The sequence below is a fragment of the Streptomyces sp. NPDC006610 genome (assembly GCF_040611575.1).
In the GTDB taxonomy this organism is placed as follows: domain Bacteria; phylum Actinomycetota; class Actinomycetes; order Streptomycetales; family Streptomycetaceae; genus Streptomyces.
Window position 1 is genome coordinate 175794 of sequence record NZ_JBEXOP010000002.1, and the last position, 17153, is coordinate 192946.

Here is a 17153-nt window from a genome sequence, read left to right on the forward strand (position 1 = left end):
TTCAGCAGTCGAGTCGCGGTCCGTCGTCGCCCGCCGTTGTTCCCGAGGCAAGAGGTAAGCGTGTCTTCCAGACTGGAAGCCGAGCATCTGTACAAGGTGTTCGGCAGACGACCGGACGAGGCAGTCGAACGGCTGCGCGGTGGAGCCGACCGGGAGGAGCTGCGTGCCGACGGCGCCACCGCCGCCGTGATCGACGCCTCCTTCACCGTCGACCCGGGCCAGATCTTCGTGGTCATGGGCCTGTCCGGCTCCGGCAAGTCCACGCTGCTCCGGATGCTCAACGGGCTGCTGGAGCCGACCGCCGGCACGGTCCGCTTCGACGGCCGGGACCTGACCGGGCTCGGCGACCGGGCGCTGCGCGAGGTCCGCTCGCACAAGATCAGCATGGTCTTCCAGCACTTCGCCCTCTTCCCGCACCGCAGTGTGCTGGAGAACGCCGCCTACGGCCTGTCCGTGCAGGGCGTGCCCCGCGCCGAGCGCGAGCGCCGCGCCGGCGAGGCGCTGGCCCTGTGCGGTCTGGCCGGGTGGGAGGACTCCTGGCCCGACGAGCTGTCCGGCGGCATGCAGCAGCGCGTGGGACTCGCCCGCGCGCTCGCCACCGACGCCGATCTGCTGCTGATGGACGAGTCCTTCAGCGCCCTGGACCCGCTGATCCGCCGCGACATGCAGGACCAGCTGCTGGAGCTCCAGCGGACGCTGAAGAAGACGATCGTCTTCATCACCCACGACCTCAACGAGGCCATGCGCCTCGGCGACCGCATCGCCGTCATGCGCGACGGCCGGATCGTGCAGACCGGCAGCGCGGAGGACATCCTGCTGCGCCCCGCCGACGACTACGTCACCTCCTTCATCCAGGACGTCGACCGCTCGCGCGTACTGACCGCCGGCGCCGTCATGGACCGCGCGGTGCGCGGCGACGAGGCCGACTGCGGCTGCGAGATCGCGACGCCTGAGACCCCTTTCACCGACCTGTGCGCGCTCAGCGCCCGGCTCAGCCACCCCGTCGCCGTCGTCGACGGCGAGCGCGGGCTGGTCGGCGTCGTGCCCCGGCAGCGGCTGGTCGGCGTGCTCGGCGGCGAGGCGGGCGAGGGGAGCGAGGGGAGCGAGGAGGCGGCCGTGCGGGACTGCGACGCCCCGCGCGGGGGCGACGGAGAGAAGGTGACCGCCCGTGCCTAGGATCCAACTCGGCGCCTGGGTCAACGACGCCGTCGACTGGCTCACCCTGCACATGGGCTGGCTGTTCGACTTCCTGCAGAGCGTCATCCTCGGCATCTACGACGCCATCGACGCCGTCCTCCAGGCCCCCGAGCCGCTGCTGCTCGCCGGCGTCTTCGCCGTGATCGCGTTCTGGCTGCGCGGCGCCCTCGCCGGCGTCCTGGCCTTCGCGGGCTTCGCCTTCATCGACTCCCTGGGCCTGTGGGAGAACGCGATGGTGACCCTCTCGCTGGTCCTCGTCGCCACCGTGGTCGCCCTGGTGATCTCGGTGCCGCTGGGCATCTGGGCGGCCCGCTCGGACCGGGTCGGCTCGCTGGTGCGGCCGGTGCTGGACTTCATGCAGACGCTGCCCGCGATGATCTACCTCATCCCGGCCATCCTGTTCTTCGGCACCGGCGCCCCCGCGGGCATCGTCGCCACCCTGATCTTCGCCCTCGCCCCCGGCGTCCGGATGACCGAGCTGGGCATCCGACAGGTCGACAAGGAACTGGTGGAGGCGGCCGAGGCGTTCGGCACCACGCCCCGCAGCACCCTGCTGCGCGTCCAGCTGCCGCTCGCCCTGCCCACCGTCATGGCCGGCGTGAACCAGGTCATCATGCTCGGCCTGTCGATGGCCGCCATCGCCGGCATGGTCGGCACCGGCGGCCTCGGCGGCGACGTCAACGAGGCCATCGGCCAGCTGAACGTCGGCCTCGGCTCGGAGGCGGGCGTGGCGATCGTCATCCTCGCGATCTACCTCGACCGGATGACCAGCGCCCTCGGCGCCCAGGTGTCCCCGGTCGGCCGCCGTGCCGCCGCCCGGCTGCGGGCCGGTCACGGCAGGAGCTTCTGGTCGTACCGGCCCCGCCCGGCCGTCGCCGTGATCGGCGTGGTCGTGCTCGCGCTCGTGGCGGGCGGCATGGGGATCTTCGGCAGCGGCGGACAGGACGCCACCGCCGCGGCCGACGGCAAGAACGTCGGCAAGGGCGAGAAGGTCAGCATCGGCTACATCCCCTGGGACGAGGGCGTCGCCTCCACCTTCCTGTGGAAGGAGATCCTGGAGCGGCGCGGCTACGACGTCGAGGCCAGGCAGTTCGAGGCCGGTCCCCTGTACACCTCGCTCGCGCAGGGCGACGTCGACTTCCAGACGGACGCCTGGCTGCCCACCACGCACGAGCAGTACTGGAAGAAGTACGGCGACCGGCTGGACGACCTCGGCGCCTGGTACGACAAGACCTCCCTGGAGCTGGCCGTCCCCTCCTACGTCAAGGGCGTCGACTCCCTGGAGGACCTCAAGGGCAGGGCGAGCCTCTTCGACGGCGAGATCACCGGCATCGAGCCCAGCGCCGGCGAGATGGCCCTGCTCAAGGGCAAGGTCCTCGAGGAGTACGGCCTGGAGGGCGAGTACGACGTCGTGGACAGCTCCACGCCCGCGATGCTGGCCCAGCTCAAGCGGGCCTACGCCGACAAGAAGCCCGTCGTCGTCACCCTGTGGTCCCCGCACTGGGCGTACAACGACTACGACCTGAAGAAGCTGAAGGACCCGAAGGGCGCCTGGGGCGAGGGCGACGGGGTGCACACGCTCTCCCGCAAGGGCTTCGCCGAGGACAACCCCGTCGTCGGCCGGTGGCTGAAGGACTTCTCGATGACCGAGAAGCAGCTCACCAGCCTGGAGGCCGAGATCAACAAGGCGGGCAAGGGGCGGCAGCAGGAGGCCGTCCGCGCCTGGCTGGAGCGCAACCCCGGCCTGGTGGACGAGCTGGCCCCGGTCGACGGCGGCACCGGCGGCACCCCGGCCGAGGCGAAGCGGCCGGTGGACGTGGCCTGGTTCCCCTGGGACGAGGACATCGCCGTCACGTATCTCTGGAAGAACGTCCTGGAGCGGCGCGGCTACCGGCTGAACCTCAAGCAGATGGACGTCGGCCCGGTCTACACCGGCCTCGCCTCCGGCGACCTCGACCTCAACTTCGACGCGTGGCTGCCGCACGCCCAGAAGAACTACTGGGACCGGTACAAGGACCGGCTCAACGACCTCGGCTCCTGGTACGCGCCGACCTCCCTGGAGATCGCCGTCCCCTCCTACGTCAAGGGCGTCGACTCCCTGGAGGACCTCAAGGGCAAGGCCGACCTGTTCGACGGCCGGATCATCGGCATCGAACCGGGCACCGGCGAGATGAACCTGCTCAAGAACGAGGTGCTGCCCGGCTACGGCCTCCAGGACGAGTACGAGGTCGTCGACGGCTCCACCCCGGCGATGCTGGCCGAGCTGAAACGGGCCTACGCCGAGAAGAAGCCGATCGCCGTCACCCTGTGGTCCCCGCACTGGGCGTACAGCGAGTACGAGCTGACCAAGCTGAAGGACCCGGCGAAGCACTTCGGCGAGGGCAACACCATCCACACCATCTCCAGCGAGCGGTTCCCGGAGCAGTATCCGCAGCTCACCGAGTGGATCAGGAACTTCCGTATGAGCGAGGAGGAGCTGGGCACCCTGGAGCGGGAGATCAAGGACCGTGGCCAGGGGCACGAGGAGGAAGCCGTCGCCGCCTGGCTGGAGGACCACCCGGAGGTCGCGCGGCGGATGACCCCGTAGTGACCGCCGCCCCGCTGGGCGGCGCCCGAACCGGCGTCCCCGGCCGACCCTGACCGGCCCGGGACGCCCTGCCGAGGGGCGGGCCTCGCCGGACGACCGACGCGTCCGGCGAGGCCCGCCCCTTCGGCGTGCGCGGCCCCGCGCGGATCCGGCCAACCACGCAGAGCTACGCACTGCCCGGACCCGGGCGCGGGCGGAGGTTCCCCGGGCCGGGCCGGGGTTTCGCCCTGCCGCCGCGGGCGTGCGCGGACGCGGCGGCACCCCGGCGGGGCCGGAGAACAAACCGGCCCGCCACCCGCGTTGTACGGGGCGCGGGAGTGCCCGTACCGCCGTCCGCGCGGCCGATCCGGTGGCGCGAACCAGCAGGTCCGGGCCACGGGGTGTTTACGCCGATGTGACGGGCGCATGAAACGGTTTGCCGAACATGCGTAGGGTGCAGAGAACTCCTCGATGCAGGAGCGCGTCCGGACAGCGGCGCACCGGGACCCGGCCGACGAGCGAAGGAGGGAGCCGAGCGATGGGCGACCACAAAGACCAGCCCCTTCGGGTGGGCGCGGCCGTCCGGCGGCGACGCCGTGCGCTGGAGCTCACCCTCGCCGTCGTGGCGGAGCGCAGCGGACTGTCCGTCCCCTTCCTCAGCCAGGTGGAGAACGACCGGGCGCGGCCCAGCCGCAGCTCCCTGGAGAAGGTCGCCGACGCCCTGCGCACCACCGCCGTGGAACTGCTCGCCGCGGCCGACCCGGCGTGCAGCGTGGACGTCGTGCGCGCCGAGTCCGCCGAGCCGTCCGCCGAACCGCAGGTCCGCTCCCTGGTCCGCGGCCACCACCAGATGCACGCCTCCGAGTTCACCGGCGACCACGAGGCCGGGCGCGAGTTCCAGCACCGCAACGACCAGCTGATGTACGTCGCCGACGGCGCCGTCGAGATCGAGGCGGAGGGCCGCGCGTACCGGCTCGGCCGCGGCGACACCCTGTACCTCACGGGCGGGGTGCGGCACCGCTGGCGGGCCACCGTCCCGGACACCCGCGTGCTGGTCGTCGCGGTGGCCGAGCACATCGAGGCGCTCCAGGACCGGGCTCGGTAGCAGCCTCCGCGGCTGCACATAAGCTGGGCCGATGAGCCGGACGGAGGAACGGGACAACGGGAGCGCGGACGAGGGGCCCGCGGGCTCCCTCGCGCACCGGGTGCCGGATCTCGGCGCGCTGGAGCTGCTGCTGGCGGTGGCGCGCCTCGGCAGCCTCGGGGCGGCGGCGCGGGAGGTCGGCGTCACCCAGCCGGCGGCGAGCAGCCGGATCCGCTCCATGGAACGCCAGCTCGGCGTGGCCCTGGTCGACCGCTCACCGCGCGGCTCCCGGCTCACGGACGCCGGGGCGCTGGTCACGGACTGGGCGCGGCGGGTGGTGGAGGCCGCGGAGGCCTTCGACGCCGGGGCGCAGGCGCTGCGGGACCGCCGGGACTCCCGGCTGCGGGTGGCGGCGAGCATGACCATCGCCGAGTACCTGCTGCCCGGCTGGCTGCTCGCCCTGCGCCGGCAACGGCCGGACACCGCGGTGTCGCTGCTCGCGGGCAACTCCGCCGCGGTGGCGCAGAGGCTGCTCGCCGACGAGGCGGACCTGGGGTTCGTGGAAGGGCTCACCGTGCCGCCCGGCCTGGACTCGGCGGTCGTCGCCCACGACCACCTGGTCGTGGTGACCGCGCCGGGCCACCCCTGGGCACGCCGGCGCCGTCCGCTGCCCGCGCAGGAGCTGGCGGCGACCCCGCTGATCCTGCGCGAGGAGGGCTCGGGCACCCGGCAGGTCCTGGACGCGGCCCTCGGCGGCCTCGCCCGCCCCTTGATCGAACTGTCCTCCACCACCGCGGTGAAGGCCTCCGCGATCCAGGGCGCGGGCCCCGCCGTCCTGAGCGAACTGGCGGTCGGCGAGGAACTGGCCACGGGCCGCCTGGTCCGCATCCCCCTGGCCGGCGTCCCGCTGCGCCGCTCCCTCAAGGCGGTCTGGCCCACCGGCCACCGCCCCACGGGCCCGGCCCGCGACCTGCTGGCGCTGACCCGCCGCTGAGCGTTCCGGCCCGGCGGCCGGCCGAGGCCTGCGGGGCGTGCGGAGGCTGCCCGGCTCTCGCGCCCACGGGCCCGGCCCGAGGCGTCCTGACGCCCGTCGGCCGCTCCGTGACCCCCGCCCGGCAACCGGCCGGCGTCGGCGGGACATGCGGACCGCCGGCGCCGGCCCCACCGCCCCACGTCGCTCGGGACCTCTTCCCGCGCCACAGCCTGCCGCCCCCGCCGCCCGGCATCCCCGCCCTGCGCCCGTTCCAGCGTGCCCAGGGCGACGCCGCGCTCGACGGCTGCGCCGGCGGATCAGGCGGTGGCCGCCGCGACCAGCGCCCGCATCACCCGCAGGTCCTCGCCCATCTCCGGATGCCACTGCACGCCCAGGACCCAGCCCCCCGCCGAGGGCAGCTCGATCGCCTCCACCGTGCCGTCCACGGCGTGGGCCGAGGGGACCAGGCCGGCGCCGAGGCCGGCCACGGACTGGTGGTGGTACGTGGGCACGTCGGTCTTCTCCGGGACGACGGAGGCGTACAGCGTGCCAGGGACCGGCTCGACGGGGTGGTGGCCGAAGACGCCGACCAGCTCCGCGTGGCCGTCCAAGTGCTGGACCAGCGTGCCGCCCCGGGCGACGTTCAGCAGCTGCATGCCCCGGCAGATGCCGAGCAGCGGCACGCCGGCGGCCAGGGCCGCGTCGATGAGGGCCAGTTCCCAGGCGTCCCGGGCGGGGGCGGGCGGGCCGGTGCGGGGGTCGCGGTCCGCGCCGTAGCGGGACGGGTCCACGTCCGGGCCGCCCGCGATCACCAGGCCGTCCACCCGGGCGACCGCCGCCGCCGCGTGCTCGGGGGCGTCCGGCGGGAGCATCGCCGCCAGGCCGCCCGCCCGCTGGATCAGGCGCGGGTAGCCCGCGGGCAGCAGCGCCGCCTCCAGGTCCCACGCGCCCCAGCGCGTCCCCGTCGCCAGATACGTGCTGACGCCGATCAACGGCCGCCCGTTCATCCCGACCCCTCCCCGGTAATGGTCGTCATGCACACCTTTGCGGCGCGGCGTCAGGCGAGGAACCCGCGCAGCAGCGCCGCCGTGCCCGCGCAGTGCTCCCGCATCATCTCCCGCGCCCCGTCCGCGTCGCCCTCCAGCACCGCCCCGACCAGGGCCGTGTGCTGGCGCTGGGAATGCTCCAGGTTGCGCACCAGCAGCGGGATGCAGTCCAGCAGGTCGTTCAGGGTCGCCCGGACCGCCGCGTACTGCGCCGCCAGGGTGGGGGAGCCGCACAGGTCCGCCAGGGTGAGGTGGAGCAGCGTGTCCAGGCGGCGGTACTCGGCGAGCGGCGCGTCGTGCGTGCGCTCCAGGGCCTCGCGCAGCCGCCGCGCCTGCCCCTGCGTCAGGCCGTGCGCCGCGCACAGGCCCGCCGCGCCCACCTCCAGCACCTCCCGGAAGCGCAGCACGTCCTCCACGTCGGTGCCCGCCACCCGGCGGCGCAGCTCGTCCCCGTCCGCCCGGTCCGCCGGACGCGGCAGCACGAACGTCCCGCCGTACCGCCCGCGCCGGGACTCCACCAGCCCCTGCTCGTGCAGCACCTTCAGCACCTCCCGCAGCGTCACCCGGCTGATCCCGAGCCGCTCCGCCAGCTCGCGCTCCGCCGGCAGCCGACCGCCCTCCGGGACCAGTCCGAGCCGCACCACCTGGAGGATCTGCTCCAGCGCCTCCTCGAAGCCGTTGCCCGCCCGCACCGGCCGCAGTACGGCGGTCAGCCGGTCCCCGCCGGCGGGTTCGTCGCGCATGCGGCCGTGCCCCCTTCCCAAGCAATGGTTCCCGGCAATACCTTATGGCCGACGGTGGAACGAAGCAGCCCCGAGGAGGCTCTCCCGTGCCCGACCGCACCGCCCCGCTCGGGGTCGAGGAACTGCACGCCCTCGTCGCCGGCGGCGAGATCGACACCGTCGTCCTGGCCTTCCCCGACATGCAGGGCCGGCTCCAGGGCAAGCGGTTCGCCGCCCGCTTCTTCCTGGACGAGGTCCTCGAATACGGCACGGAGGGCTGCAACTACCTCCTCGCCGTCGACACCGAGATGAACACCGTCGACGGCTACGCGATGTCCTCCTGGGACCGCGGCTACGGCGACTTCGCCATGCACCCGGATCTGCGCACCCTGCGCCGCGTGCCGTGGAACGAGGGCACCGCCCTGGTCATCGCCGACCTCGCCTGGGCCGACGGCACGCCGGTCGCGCCCGCGCCCCGCCAGATCCTGCGTCGCCAGCTCGACCGCCTCGCCGCCCTCGGACACACCGCGCAGGTCGGCACCGAGCTGGAGTTCATCGTCTTCAAGGACAGCTACGAGCAGGCCTGGAACACCGGCTACCGCGGCCTGACCCCGGCCAACCAGTACAACATCGACTACTCCGTCCTCGGCACCGGCCGCATCGAACCCCTGCTGCGCCGCATCCGCAACGAGATGGCGGGCGCCGGACTGACCGTCGAGTCCGCCAAGGGCGAGTGCAACCCCGGCCAGCACGAGATCGCCTTCCGCTACGACGAGGCCATGGTCACCTGCGACCAGCACGCCGTCTACAAGACCGGCGCGAAGGAGATCGCCGCACAGGAAGGCGTCTCGCTCACCTTCATGGCCAAGTTCAACGAACGCGAGGGCAACTCCTGCCACATCCACCTCTCCCTCGCCGACCCGGCCGGCGCCTCCGCCATGCCGGGCGACGGCGAGGGCGGCATGTCCGAGGTGATGCGGCACTTCCTCGCCGGGCAGCTCGCCGCACTGCGCGACTTCTCCCTGCTGTACGCGCCCAACATCAACTCGTACAAACGCTTCCAGCCCGGCTCGTTCGCCCCGACCGCCGTCGCCTGGGGCCACGACAACCGCACCTGCGCCCTGCGCGTCGTCGGCCACGGCCGCTCCCTGCGCTTCGAGAACCGGCTGCCCGGCGGCGACGTCAACCCGTACCTCGCGGTCGCCGCGATGGTCGCCGCCGGACTGCACGGCGTCGAACACAGGCTGGAGCTGCCCGAGCCGTGCCCCGGCAACGCCTACACCGCCGGCTACGCACACGTCCCCACCACGCTCCGCGAAGCCGCCGAGCTGTGGGAGAACAGCCCCATCGCCGCCGCGGCCTTCGGGGACGAGGTCGTCGCCCACTACCGCAACATGGCCCGCGTCGAGATCGAGGCCTTCGACGCGGCGGTGACCGACTGGGAACTGCGCCGCTCCTTCGAACGCCTGTGAGGCCCCCCGTGTCCGACGAGCCGAACCCGCACGAGCTGACGGTGCTCAACCCGGCGACCGAGGAGGTCGTCGCCACCGTCCCCGTCGCCGACGCGGCCGACGTGGACCGCGCCGTCGCCCGCGCGGGCGCCGCCCAGGCCGCCTGGGCCGCCGCCGCACCCGCCGACCGGGCCCGGCTGCTGCGCCGCTTCGCCGACACCGTCGACGCGCACGCCGAGGAACTGGCGCTGCTGGAGGTCCGCGAGGCCGGCCACCTCCTCGGCGACGCCCGCTGGGAGGCCGGCAACGCCCGCGACCTGCTGCTCTACGCGGCCGGCGGTGTCGAACGCCTCACCGGGCGGCAGATCCCCGTGCCCGGCGGCTGGGACGTCACCTTCCACGAACCCCTCGGCGTCGTCGGCGTCATCGCCCCCTGGAACTTCCCCATGCCCATCGCCGCCTGGGGCTCCTTCCCCGCCCTCGCCGCGGGCAACGCCGTCCTCCTCAAACCCGCAGAGACCACCCCGCTCACCGCCCTGCGCCTGGCCGAACTCGGCCTGGCGGCGGGCCTGCCCGAACACCTCTTCCAGGTGCTGCCCGGCCACGGCCGCATCACCGGCCGCGCCCTGGTCGACCACCCCGGCGTCGCCAAGATCGTGTTCACCGGGTCCACCCGCACCGGCCGCGAGGTCATGGAGCGCTGCGCCCGGCACATCAAGCCCGTCACCCTCGAACTCGGCGGCAAGAGCCCCAACGTCGTCTTCGCAGACGCCGACCTGCAGGCCGCCGTCGACCCCTTCTCCTTCCTCGACAACGCCGGCCAGGACTGCTGCGCCCGCACCCGCATCCTCGTCCAGGAGAGCGTGTACGACGAGGTCGCCGACCTGCTCGCCCGACAGCTGGCGGCCGTGGTCGTCGGCGACCCGGCCGACGAGAAGACGCAGATGGGGCCGCTGATCTCACGCCGTCAGGTGGAGCGGGTGCGCTCCTTCGTGCCCGACGACGCGCCCGCCCTGCGCGGCAGCGCCCCGAGCGGGCCCGGCTTCTGGTTCCCGCCGACCGTGCTCACCGGCCAGCGGCCCGACTCCGACGCGGCCCGCGAAGAGATCTTCGGCCCGGTCGCCGTCCTGCTGCCCTTCCGCGACGAACACGACGCCGTCCGCCTCGCCAACGACACCCCCTACGGGCTGTCCGGCTCCATCTGGACCCGCGACCTCGGCCGCGCCCTGCGCGTCTCGGGCGCCGTACGGGCCGGCAACCTGTCCGTAAACTCCCACTCCAGCGTGCGCTACTGGACCCCCTTCGGCGGTTTCAAGCAGTCCGGCGTGGGCCGCGAACTGGGCCCCGACGCGCTGACCGCCTTCACCGAGACCAAGAACGTCTTCATCAGCACCCAGAGCACGGAGGGCCCCGCACAGTGACCGCCGCATCTGCCGACGAGAACGTCCCGCCCGGCGGGAACACCTCGCCCGAGACCGTCTGCCGCCGCCTGGTCGGCCGTACCGCCGTCGTCACCGGAGCCGGCAGCGGCATCGGACTCGCCACCGCCCGCCGGCTCGCCTCCGAGGGCGCCCGCGTCGTCTGCGGCGACGTCGACGAGACGCGCGGCAAGGCGGTCGCCGAGGAGGTCGGCGGGCTGTTCGTGAAGGTCGACGTCACCGACCCGGACCAGGTCGAGGCGCTGTTCAAGGCGGCGTACGACACCTACGGCAGCGTCGACGTCGCCTTCAACAACGCCGGGATCTCCCCGCCCGACGACGACTCCATCCTGGAGACCGGCCTGGAGGCGTGGAAGCGCGTCCAGGAGGTCAACCTCACGTCGGTGTACCTGTGCTGCAAGGCCGCCATTCCCTACATGCGGCGGCAGGGCAGGGGCTCGATCATCAACACCGCGTCCTTCGTGGCCCGGATGGGCGCGGCCACCTCGCAGATCTCGTACACGGCCTCCAAGGGCGGCGTGCTCGCCATGTCCCGCGAGTTGGGCGTGCAGTTCGCCCGCGAGGGCATCCGCGTCAACGCGCTGTGCCCCGGCCCGGTCAACACCCCCCTGCTCCGGGAGCTGTTCGCCAAGGACCCGGAGCGCGCCGCCCGCCGGCTCGTGCACGTCCCGGTCGGCCGGTTCGCCGAGGCCGACGAGATCGCCGCCGCCGTGGCCTTCCTGGCCAGCGACGACTCCTCCTTCGTCAACGCCACCGACTTCCTGGTCGACGGCGGCATCGCGGGGGCGTACGTCACGCCGCTGTAGGGCGGCCCTAGAGTGGCGGGGATGAGCATGACGACCCCGCCCGGCTGGTACCGCGACCCCCACGCACCGCACGTCGAGCGCTGGTGGGACGGCACGGCCTGGACCGAGCACCGGCGCCCGCCCGAGCCGGCGCCGCCCGCGCCCGCCCGGCCCGCCGGCCCCGCCCGCTCCAAGGCCGTCGCCCTCACCGTCGCCGGCGCGGTGCTGGTCGCCGCGATCGGCGCGGGCGCGTTCCTGCTGGGGCAGGACGGCGGCGACGAGGGCGGCGCGGCGGCGGCCACCACCGCGCCCCCCACCCCGGCCGAGGAACGGCCCGCCCCGACGGCCACCCCCTCCGACCCGCCGCAGGAGGAGGACCCGACCGTCGTCGTGGACGAACTCAACGGGTTCACCGTGCCGTTGCTCGACGGCTGGGAACGCCCGGAGAACATCGCCGTCGACGACGTCCTGATGACCACGGACGGCACCTACGACTGCCCGGGCGACCCCGGCGTCTGCCGCCACGGCCTGGTCATCTCCCGCACCGTCACCGACAACGACGAGACGTCCCCCGAGGCCCTCGCCAAGGGCGACATCGAGGACGCGGCCGACGACGCCTACGACCACGACCTCGTCGGCGGGCGCCCCTTCGGCGGCATCGAGTCCCACCGGCTCGTCGCCTCCGGTCCCGTCGCGGTGGCGGGCCGCGCCGGCTACTACGTCCGCTGGCGCGTCGAGACGGCCCTCGGCCCCGGCGGCTACGTCCAGTCCCTCGCCTTCCAGTCCAGCGTCGGCACCGAGGCGCCGGTGATCGTGCGGTACGTCTTCGACGCGGGGGAGGACGGGCCGCCGCTCGCGGACATGGACCGCATCACCGACGGGATCCGCTCGGTCGACGGCACGGGCACGGGCGGCGGCGTGGGCAGCAGCATCGGCCCGTCGTCGGACTGAGCCGCCGCAGGGGGCCGTGCAGCGCCGTCACAGGTACGTGCGCCCCTCGCCCCGGTACGTCGGCACGCTCTGCGCCACCCGGTCGCCCCGCACGAGGTGCAGCGTGTCGAACCGCTCGCACAGCTCACCGGCCTTGGCGTGCCGGAACCACACCTTGTCGCCGATCAGCAGGTCGTCCGCCGCGGCCCCGAGCAGCGGCGTCTGCACCTCGCCGGCGCCCTCCTGGGGGTCGTACCGCAGCCCCTCGGGCAGGTACGGCACCGGGAGGCGGTCCTGCCCGGCCGCGCCGGACGCCGGGTAGCCGCCGCCGAGGACGGTCACCACGCCGACACCGGGCCGGCGCACGACCGGCTGGGCGAACAGGGCGGCCGGGCGGCCGGTGAACGACGTGTAGTGGTCGAACAGCCGCGGCACGTACAGCCCCGACCCGGCGGCGACCTCGGTGACCGCGTCCTCCGCCGCCGTGTACTGCACGCTGCCCGTGCCGCCGCCGTTGACGAACTCCAGCCCCGGCGCGACCGCCCGCACGGCCCGCACCACCGCGGCACGCCGCTCCGCCAGCTCCCTGCGTGCCGCGGCCTGCATCAGCCGCACCGCCCGCGACCTCAACGGCCGCCCCGCCACCGCGTCGCCGACGCCGGCCACATGACCCTCGTACGCCATCAGCCCCACGACCTCGAACCCCGGCCGCCGGGCCACCGCGCGCGCCAACTCCGCGACCTCGGCGGGGGAGTGCAGCGGCGAGCGCCGCGCCCCGATCCTGACCCGGCCGCCCAGCAGCCGCAGGGAGGTGTCCAACTCCAGGCACACCCGCACGACTTCGCGTCCCCCGTCGCGGGCCGCGTCGATCAGCCGCAGCTGGGCGGGGTCGTCGATCATCACCGTGACGGCGGCGGCGAGCTTCGGGTCGGCGGTCAGCTCGGCGTAGGCGGCGCGGTCGGCGGAGGGATAGGCGAGCAGGACGTCGTCGAAGCCGGAGCGGGCCAGCCACAGGGACTCGGCCAGGGTGAACGACATGACGCCCGCGAACCCGTCCCGGGCGAGGACGCGTTCGAGCAGGGCGCGGCAGCGCACGGACTTGCTGGCCACCCGCACCGGCTTGCCCCCGGCCCGGCGCACGAGGTCGTCCGCGTTGGCGTCGAAGGCGTCCAGGTCGACGATCGCGACGGGGGCGTCGAGATGGGCGGTGGCCCGGTCGTAACGGGCCCGGTCGGCGGCGCGCGCAGTCATGAACGAAGCCTGCCAGACCGGATTACCGCAGGGTAGAGGGATGTTCCGGGCAGATGCCCCGGCCTCGCGGACTGGTTCCCGTGGGCCGGGGGACAACCCGTAAAGTGACGCGCACGCACGGAGGAGCGGCCCCGGGCACGACGATGCGGCCCGGCACGAGGAAACGGGGGGTGCATGAGCACGGACGCACGCCACACCCCCGTACCCCCGCCCCCCACGACCCCGCCACCCTCCGCGCCGCACCCGCCTGGCGAGACGGGTCCGGCGTCGGCCCCGAAGCCGGGGACCGCGCCGGACGCGGGCCCGCACCGCCCGCGACGCGAGCCGCCGGCACCCGCTTCCCACCGCTCGGGGGAGGCGTCGGCGTCCCGGACCGGCCCGGCATCCGGCCCGTCCGCTCCGAGCCCGCGCACCGGACCGGGCGCGTCGGCCGAGCGCCCGTCGGCGCGGTCGCAGAGCCCCGGCCCGTCCGTCCCCCGGCCGTCCGCCGCCGGGCCGTCGGCGCACGAAGGCAGCGGCGACCGCGGCCCCACGACCGGCGTCCGCTTTCCCGAGCCGTCGTCCCACGGGGCCGCCGGCGGCCCCTTCACCCCGCCCCCGCCCGTCGCCTCGGCCCGCTTCCCCGACACGCCTCCCGCCGCCGGCCGCGACGGCCGGCGCCCCGGTGGCGATCCGGGACCCGGCGCCGCGCCGGACGGCGGCCGAGCACCTGGACCGACCCGGACCACCCGGCCCCCCTCCGCCGGGGCGCCCCCACCCCACCGCACCGGCGACGCGCCGCCACCCGAGGCGGCCACCGGGACGACCCGGCGGCTGCGCCCCGTCCCCGCCGAGCCCGCGCCCGCCCTTCCCGTGCCCTCACTGCCCCCCGGCCCCGCCTTGTCCTGGAGCGCCCCGTCCGTGCCCGGTGAAACGGTCCGTCCCGTCGTCCGGTTCGCAGAGCCCGAGGCCTACGACGACCGGCCACTGCGACGGCACGGCCGGCTCGTCGCCGCCGGGGTCTGCGTCGTGCTCGGCCTCGGGCTCATGGGCGGGGCCGTCACCGGAAGCTGGCTCGTCGGCGGGTCCGGCGGCGACGGGGGCCGCGGGAATTTCGCGGCCGCCGCCGACCTGTGGCACAGCGCCCCGGTCGACCAGCTCTTCCCGCCCACCGTGGCCGGCACCGGCGCCGGCCCGGGCGGCGCCGACCGCACCTGGACCCGTATCGCCGTCGCCCCCGACAGCGGCTGCGCCGGCGCCTTCGACCCGCTGCTGCGCAAGGCCCTCGCCCCGGTCGGCTGCGCCCGCCTGCTGCGCGCCACCTACACCGACGCCACCCGCAGCCACGTCACCACCGTCGGCCTGCTCTTCACCAAGGCCGACGCCGCCGCGATGCGCTCGCTGGACCGGCGGTTCGAACGCGAGGGCCTCGCCCGCCGCACCGACCTGATGCCCCGCCCGTACGCGGCGAAGGGCACCCCGGCCGCCGCGTTCGGCGACGACCAGCGCGCCTCCTGGACGGTCTCCGTCCTCACCGAGGCCCCCGTCGTCGTCTACGCCGTCTCCGGCTGGGCCGACGGCCGCCGCGTCGACGCCCCCCAGCCCGCCGCTGAGGCCATGCGCTCCGGCGCCACCACCGCCCCCGCCCAGGCGGGCCTCGGCCACGAGGCCAAGGGCCTCGCCGACCGGGTGGAGCGCAGCCTGCGCAGGAACATCACCTCGGCCACGGAGCAGCCCTCATGAGCCCGAGCCGCACGACGACCCGGAGGGCCGCCCTGCTCAGCGGGCTGCTCGCCGCCTCCCTCGCCCTCGTCCCGCCCACCGCCGCCCACGCCGACGGCATCCGCGCCCAGCAGTGGTCCCTGGAGGCCATGCACACCGAGCAGGCCTGGCGGACCACCAGGGGCGCCGGCATCACCGTCGCCGTCCTCGACACCGGCGTGGACGACCGGCACCCCGACCTCGCCGGCAACGTCCTGCCCACCAAGGACATGGTCGGCTTCGGAGCGCGCCGCGGCGACCGTGCCTGGGCCCGGCACGGCACCGCCATGGCCGGGATCATCGCCGGCCACGGACACGGCGCCGGCAACGCCGACGGCGTCATGGGCATCGCCCCCGAGGCGAGGATCCTCCCGGTCCGGGTGATCCTGGAGGACGGCGACCCCTCCCGCGCCAAGGCCCGCAAGACCCGCGGCAACGCGCTCGCCGACGGCATCCGCTGGGCCGCCGACCAGGGCGCCGACGTCATCAACCTCTCCCTCGGCGACGACTCCGCCTCCGCCCACCCCGAACCCGCCGAGGACGAGGCCGTCCAGTACGCGCTGCGCAAGGGCGCCGTCGTCGTCGCCTCCGCGGGCAACGGCGGCGAGAAGGGCGACCACATCTCCTACCCGGCCGCCTATCCCGGCGTGATCGCCGCGACCGCCGTCGACCGCTACGGCACCCGCGCCTCCTTCTCCACCCGCCGCTGGTACGCCACGGTCAGCGCCCCCGGCGTCGACGTCGTCATCGCCGACCCGGACGGCAAGTACTACGAGGGCTGGGGCACCAGCGCCGCCGCCGCCTTCGTCTCCGGCGCCGTCGCCCTGGTGAAGGCCGCCCACCCGGGCCTGACCCCGGCCCAGATCAAGCGGCTCCTCCAGGACACCGCCCGCAACGCCCCGGCCGACGGCCGCGACGACTCCCGCGGCTTCGGCTTCGTCGACCCGGCCGCCGCCATCGAGAGGGCGGCCGGCCTGAAGCCGCAGGGCCTGCGGTCGGCGGCGTACGGCGACGAGTACTTCGGCCCCGGCCCCGAGGCCCCCGACCGCGCCGACGACGCCACCGGCTGGGCGGCCCCCCTGGCGGGCAGCGTCGGCGGGGTCCTGCTGGTCGCGGCCGTCGTGCTGTGGCGGGGCCGGCGCGCGTACGACGCCTTCTGACGCCCGGACCGCCACCCGCCCGGCCCCGGCGCGCGCGTCCGCCCCCGATAGGGTCGGGGACGTGGCGAACAAGAACATCCCCGATCCGGGCTACGCCGACGACGACGGCCGTGCCGACCCCGCGCTGAGCGCCGCCCTCGCGGCCTGGGCCGAGGACCGGACCGCCGTCGAGCCGGTGCTGCGCGCGCTGGAGGGCGCCCGGCTGCTCGTGCCCGTCGTCGCCGTGCTCGGCGAGGTGGAGGAGGACGAGAAGGGTCTGCGCCGCGAGAAGACCAGCGACATGGCCGTCCCCACCCTCAGAGCCGGCGGCCGGACCGCGCTGCCCGCCTTCACCTCCACCGCGTCGCTGGCCCGCTGGGACCCGCGGGCCCGCCCCGTGGCCGTACCGCTGCACCAGGCGCTGCGCGCGGCGGCGCACGAGAAGGCGGACACCGTCGTCCTGGACCTGGCCGGGCCGGTGCCGTTCGAGCTGACCGGGGCCGCCCTGCGGGCGCTCGCCGAGGGACGGACCACGGTCGATCCGCTCGCCGACCCCGCGGTGCTCGCGGCGGTCCGGGCCGCGGTGGCCGCCGAGCCCGGCGTCGTCCGCGCCCACCTCGGCCCCGGACAGGCCGACGGCACCCTCGCCCTCGTCCTCGACCCGGCCGCGAGCCCCGCCGACGCCGCCCGCTCGGTGGCCCGGCGCATCGCCGCCGACGAAACGCTCAGGGCCCGCCTGGTGCGCGGCCTCGACCTGGCACTGCTGCCGGCCGGGACCACGCCTCCGGGCGAGCCCCTGTACGTGAAGTCGTCGTGAGCGGGCGCCGGCC

14 protein-coding genes are annotated in these 17153 nt (G+C 75.0%); 11 read left to right on the forward strand and 3 right to left on the reverse strand.

Annotated features, from left to right (window positions below):
- The first annotated feature begins 60 nt into the window (after positions 1-60).
- From ABZY13_RS02545 to ABZY13_RS02560, 4 genes are all read left to right on the forward strand, one after another.
- The gene (locus ABZY13_RS02545; RefSeq protein WP_356627010.1) at positions 61-1176 is read left to right on the forward strand and encodes a glycine betaine/L-proline ABC transporter ATP-binding protein; all 1116 of its coding nucleotides are present in this window, start codon (positions 61-63) and stop codon (positions 1174-1176) included.
- Positions 1169-3784, forward strand: a complete 2616-nt coding sequence (locus tag ABZY13_RS02550) for an ABC transporter permease/substrate binding protein (RefSeq protein ID WP_356627011.1) — start codon at positions 1169-1171, stop codon at positions 3782-3784. Before ABZY13_RS02545 ends, ABZY13_RS02550 begins: the two co-directional genes overlap by 8 nt.
- A gap of 517 nt (positions 3785-4301) precedes the next feature.
- A complete protein-coding gene (locus ABZY13_RS02555) occupies positions 4302-4868 on the forward strand; it encodes an XRE family transcriptional regulator (protein ID WP_356627012.1) in 567 nt (188 codons plus the stop codon).
- 31 nt (positions 4869-4899) lie between these two features.
- Positions 4900-5841, forward strand: coding sequence for a LysR family transcriptional regulator (locus ABZY13_RS02560; RefSeq protein WP_356627013.1), 942 nt, complete (start codon positions 4900-4902; stop codon positions 5839-5841).
- Between the two features lie 296 nt (positions 5842-6137).
- On the opposite strand, the gene ABZY13_RS02565 is transcribed toward ABZY13_RS02560, so the two are convergent.
- Complete coding sequence (locus ABZY13_RS02565; protein WP_356627014.1) at positions 6138-6827, reverse strand: gamma-glutamyl-gamma-aminobutyrate hydrolase family protein; 690 nt, start codon at positions 6825-6827, stop codon at positions 6138-6140.
- Between the two features lie 50 nt (positions 6828-6877).
- The gene (locus ABZY13_RS02570; protein WP_356627015.1) at positions 6878-7609 is read right to left on the reverse strand and encodes an FCD domain-containing protein; all 732 of its coding nucleotides are present in this window, start codon (positions 7607-7609) and stop codon (positions 6878-6880) included.
- 86 nt (positions 7610-7695) lie between these two features.
- Between ABZY13_RS02570 and ABZY13_RS02575 the strand changes: the two genes are divergently transcribed.
- From ABZY13_RS02575 to ABZY13_RS02590, 4 genes are read left to right on the forward strand one after another with little or no spacing between them, the layout of a single operon-like run.
- Entirely contained in the window at positions 7696-9060 is a 1365-nt protein-coding gene (locus tag ABZY13_RS02575; protein WP_356627016.1) for a glutamine synthetase family protein, read from the forward strand.
- A gap of 8 nt (positions 9061-9068) precedes the next feature.
- Positions 9069-10460 (forward strand): aldehyde dehydrogenase family protein, encoded by a 1392-nt coding sequence (locus ABZY13_RS02580; RefSeq protein ID WP_356627017.1) that lies wholly within the window; start codon positions 9069-9071, stop codon positions 10458-10460.
- Positions 10457-11284 carry a 3-oxoacyl-ACP reductase gene (locus ABZY13_RS02585; RefSeq protein ID WP_356627018.1) on the forward strand — a complete coding sequence of 276 codons (828 nt, stop codon included), beginning with the start codon at positions 10457-10459 and terminating at the stop codon, positions 11282-11284. The genes ABZY13_RS02580 and ABZY13_RS02585 overlap by 4 nt, the downstream gene beginning before the upstream one ends.
- 27 nt (positions 11285-11311) lie before the next feature.
- The gene (locus ABZY13_RS02590) at positions 11312-12214 is read left to right on the forward strand and encodes a DUF2510 domain-containing protein (protein ID WP_356627132.1); all 903 of its coding nucleotides are present in this window, start codon (positions 11312-11314) and stop codon (positions 12212-12214) included.
- A 27-nt stretch (positions 12215-12241) separates the two neighbouring features.
- Here the strand turns inward: ABZY13_RS02590 and ABZY13_RS02595 are convergent, their stop codons facing one another.
- Positions 12242-13444 (reverse strand): amino acid deaminase/aldolase, encoded by a 1203-nt coding sequence (locus ABZY13_RS02595; protein ID WP_356627019.1) that lies wholly within the window; start codon positions 13442-13444, stop codon positions 12242-12244.
- A gap of 900 nt (positions 13445-14344) precedes the next feature.
- On the opposite strand from ABZY13_RS02595, the gene ABZY13_RS02600 reads away from it, so the two are divergent.
- From ABZY13_RS02600 to ABZY13_RS02610, 3 genes are all read left to right on the forward strand, one after another.
- Entirely contained in the window at positions 14345-15166 is an 822-nt protein-coding gene (locus ABZY13_RS02600; RefSeq protein ID WP_356627020.1) for a hypothetical protein, read from the forward strand.
- On the forward strand, positions 15163-16344 hold the full coding sequence (gene mycP, locus ABZY13_RS02605) for a type VII secretion-associated serine protease mycosin (protein WP_356627021.1): 1182 nt from the start codon (positions 15163-15165) through the stop codon (positions 16342-16344). Before ABZY13_RS02600 ends, mycP begins: the two co-directional genes overlap by 4 nt.
- A 61-nt stretch (positions 16345-16405) precedes the next feature.
- A complete protein-coding gene (locus ABZY13_RS02610) occupies positions 16406-17140 on the forward strand; it encodes an SseB family protein (protein WP_356627022.1) in 735 nt (244 codons plus the stop codon).
- Positions 17141-17153 lie beyond the last annotated feature (13 nt).